Origin of the sequence: Sphingomonas sp. (assembly GCF_019749955.1) — a bacterium.
In the GTDB taxonomy this organism is placed as follows: domain Bacteria; phylum Pseudomonadota; class Alphaproteobacteria; order Sphingomonadales; family Sphingomonadaceae; genus Sphingomonas.
This window is the reverse complement of record NZ_JAIEPC010000001.1, coordinates 1-3,193: the sequence shown is the minus strand read 5'-3', so window position 1 is coordinate 3,193 and position 3,193 is coordinate 1. Positions and strand designations below refer to the sequence as shown.

4 protein-coding genes, 2 tRNA genes and 1 pseudogene are annotated in these 3,193 nt (G+C 61.5%); all 7 read left to right on the top strand.

Going from position 1 to position 3,193, the window contains the following annotated elements:
- Positions 1 to 336, top strand: a pseudogene (locus K2W81_RS00035) (ATP-binding protein); the annotation flags it as partial.
- Between the two features lie 45 nt (positions 337 to 381).
- Positions 382 to 466, top strand: a tRNA-Leu gene (locus K2W81_RS00030).
- Between the two features lie 116 nt (positions 467 to 582).
- A tRNA-Leu gene (locus K2W81_RS00025) sits at positions 583 to 664 on the top strand.
- 421 nt (positions 665 to 1,085) lie between these two features.
- On the top strand, positions 1,086 to 1,697 hold the full coding sequence (locus tag K2W81_RS00020; RefSeq protein ID WP_294100262.1) for a cytochrome b/b6 domain-containing protein: 612 nt from the start codon (positions 1,086 to 1,088) through the stop codon (positions 1,695 to 1,697).
- Positions 1,698 to 1,743: 46 nt separating this feature from the next.
- A complete protein-coding gene (locus K2W81_RS00015; protein ID WP_294100261.1) occupies positions 1,744 to 2,259 on the top strand; it encodes a hypothetical protein in 516 nt (171 codons plus the stop codon).
- 12 nt (positions 2,260 to 2,271) lie between these two features.
- Entirely contained in the window at positions 2,272 to 2,988 is a 717-nt protein-coding gene (locus tag K2W81_RS00010) for a response regulator transcription factor (RefSeq protein WP_294100260.1), read from the top strand.
- Positions 2,985 to 3,193, top strand: a 209-nt coding sequence (locus tag K2W81_RS00005; protein WP_294100259.1) for a hypothetical protein, incomplete at its 3' end; no start/stop codon positions are given. The genes K2W81_RS00010 and K2W81_RS00005, both read left to right, overlap by 4 nt.

Genomic DNA, 3,193 nt, shown 5'->3' with positions numbered 1-3,193 from the left:
GCCGATCTGGTGCTGCCACCACCCGCCGAAGGGTCCGCCGAAGTCGCGGCGCGCGTCGCTGCCGCCCGGGCGGTGCAACGCGCACGCTACGAAGGCCATGCCGCGCGGACCAATGCCGAGGCGGAGGGGCCGCTGCTCGACGATCACGCGACCCCAGACGAGCCGGGACGCAAGCTGCTCGCCCAGGCGGCGGAGGCGATGCGGCTGTCGGCGCGCGGTTATACCCGCATCCTGCGGGTGGCGCGGACGATTGCCGATCTGGCTGGCGCGGACGCGGTTGGGCGCATCCATATCGCCGAAGCGCTCAGTTACCGGCGGCAGGCGCCGCGTAACTGAACTGACTTGTCGAACGCGCGGACCTCGGCTAGCGAGGCGCCGGATGCGGGCGTGGTGGAACTGGTAGACGCGCCGGACTCAAAATCCGGTTCCGCAAGGAGTGTCGGTTCGATTCCGACCGCCCGCACCACCTAAAAGAAACGCCAATACAATGATTTAGTTCGTTGTCGCCAAGTGTTTTCGGTAGACGCGCCCAACTCTGTGTAAGTCGAAGTTTGGCGCGGCTGCATTGGCTGCACATGGTATGCGGGCGTGGTGGAATTGGTAGACGCGCTGGATTCAAAATCCAGTTCCGCAAGGGGTGTGGGTTCGATTCCCACCGCCCGCACGATCTATTTTTGCAGGTTCCAACAAGCCTACCGCACGGGGGCTGTGACCTGCATCGGTGGAACGCTCTGGGCTGGATCGCCCGTTCTTCGTTGTGCGCAAAACCAGTCGAGCGCTATTGTTATACTAGCGGTTGGCTGGCCATCCGGAATGCAGCCATCGCAATGATATCGGCGGCACGACATCTTAATGCAGGCCGACGATCAATCAAGAAAGTCAGGCTGTTGCCACTTCCACGCAACGCTCGTCGATCTCGCATAGGGTCAGACATGTAGGGCCTGGTAGACCGAAAACTAAGCCGCTGACGCTTTTACGTCTTGAACGCTTTGTCCGCCACCAATCCCTCGCAATCGATCCGCAACATTTGCACAACGCAGCGACAAAACCCCTGGTCCACCATGCGAATCCGGAGGATACTGCACATGATCGAACGATATCCGCGAATGATGCGGCTCATGCACTGGAGTGCGGCGGCGCTGATCCTGCCCGCGCTGCTGATTGGCCTTGCGCTTGGCTATGAGTTGGTCGCCCCGCGCAGCAAGGCCGCCGAGTGGTGGACGGACGTGCATGTGCTGCTGGGGGTGAGCGCATTGGGCGTCATGATCATGCGGATCATCATTGCACGGCGCGCTGCTAAACCGCCGATTGCAGGCACCCGCACGGAGATTCTGGCGGCAAGGGGCGCACATTATACGCTGTACTTGCTGGGTATCCTCATGCCGTTGTCAGGCTATGCGACCTGGATTGCCTATGGCGAAGCACCAAAGCCGTTTGGCATTCCACTGCCGGGCTTTGGGCCGATCGCCGCCGAGCTACACCGCACCAAAGCCGGTGAATGGCTTTGGCCCATCCACGAATATGGCGGCCATGCGCTGGCATTTCTGCTGCTCATCCATCTGGCGGCAGTTGCTCGCCGAAGCTGGCTGGCGCGCAACAGCAACAGGATCGACGGCCTTGATCGGATGCGCGCCGGTCCGGCTGCACCGCTGCCGTACAACATATCGCTGAAAGGTCACGACCCTCATGCAACGTAAAACACGCCATGCAGGCCAAGCGCTGATTCTGACGATGGCGCTGTCTGTGGCTTGGGTCGCCAAGGCGCAGGATGCATCGCTGCTGATGAATGGCGGCTTTGAAGATCTGCAACCAGGATCGCCCGAAACGCTACAGGCGTGGCGCCCCGACAAGGCCGAATCCGGCTATGCGCTGACGATGCGAGACGTCCATGATGGCAAGCGAGCGCTTGAAATCGGCTTCGACGAGAAAATCAGCACTGTGGGCTATGCCGGGACGATCCAGGGCATTGCGCTGCCTGATCTTGCGGGCCGAACCCTGGCGGTCTCAGGCTGGCTGAAACGGAGCAATGTCGCGAGCACAGCTGGACTCTGGATGGCGTTTTTCGATGCCGAAGGTAAGCGGACGGTCTATGTTAACGACTATGACAAGCCATGGGCGGACGCCTTGGGCTGGAACTTGCGCACCATCGAAGCCAAGGTGCCGGCGGGAACTGTCCGTATGCTAGTTGGCGCATCGATTTCCGACAAAAGCGGCAAGTTGCTGGTGGATACGATCACGATGAAAACAATGGAACGCTAAAGGAGCGTGCATATGCCGACGGCGGCGGTAAGCACTGTCGATATGACGCTCGCTGGGATCAAGATTCTCATCGTTGAGGACGAGCCCGAGATTGCGGAGATCGTCGATGCGTTCTTCCGGCGCGACAACGCCGATTGCCTGATCGTCGGTGATGGCGAAAGCGCGGTCGATACGGCGCGCTGGTGGCGGCCGGATATCGTCATCCTCGATCTGCGCCTGCCCGGGCGTGATGGCATGTCAGTGCTGGCGGAACTGCGCGCCGGGGCGGTCCAGCCCGGCGTCATCATCCTCAGTGCGCTGGGCGAGCATATCGACAAGCTGGCGGCATTTCGGCTCGGCTGCGATGATTATGTCGTCAAGCCCTTCAACCCGCTCGAAATCGTTGCGCGTGCCAAGGTGCTGGCGGGGCGGCAACGGCGCCAGGCGGCCCACGCCGTCCGGTCCTTTGGCAATATCCGTATCGATATCGATGCGTTCTGCGCCTTCGCCGGATCGCAACCGCTCGACCTGACACCGACCGAGTTCAAGTTGCTGCACCTGTTCGTCGAGCGCGGCGGCAGGCTGATCACGCGCGGCCAGATTGTGGAGATCGCGCTTGGTGAGGAAGCCTTTGACCGATCAGTCGATCCACATATCAGCCGCCTGCGCCAAAAGATCGAACGCCAGCCGGGCAGCGGGGTATGCCTCACCAGCATTCGCGGTCAGGGCTATCGGCTGGACCTCGCATGATCCAGGGTTTGCGCGCGCGGATCGCGCTCAGCGCCATCATCGTCAGCGTGGTCGCGGCGCTGGTTGCGGCGTTCGTGCCGGACTATGTCTATGGCCTGCGCGATCAGCTTTTCATGGCGAGCCTGGCACCTGCGGACAAGATGCATCTGGCGCGCCTGCTTGATACGTCCGGGCCATGCTCATCGCTGGTCTATGCATTCAAGAT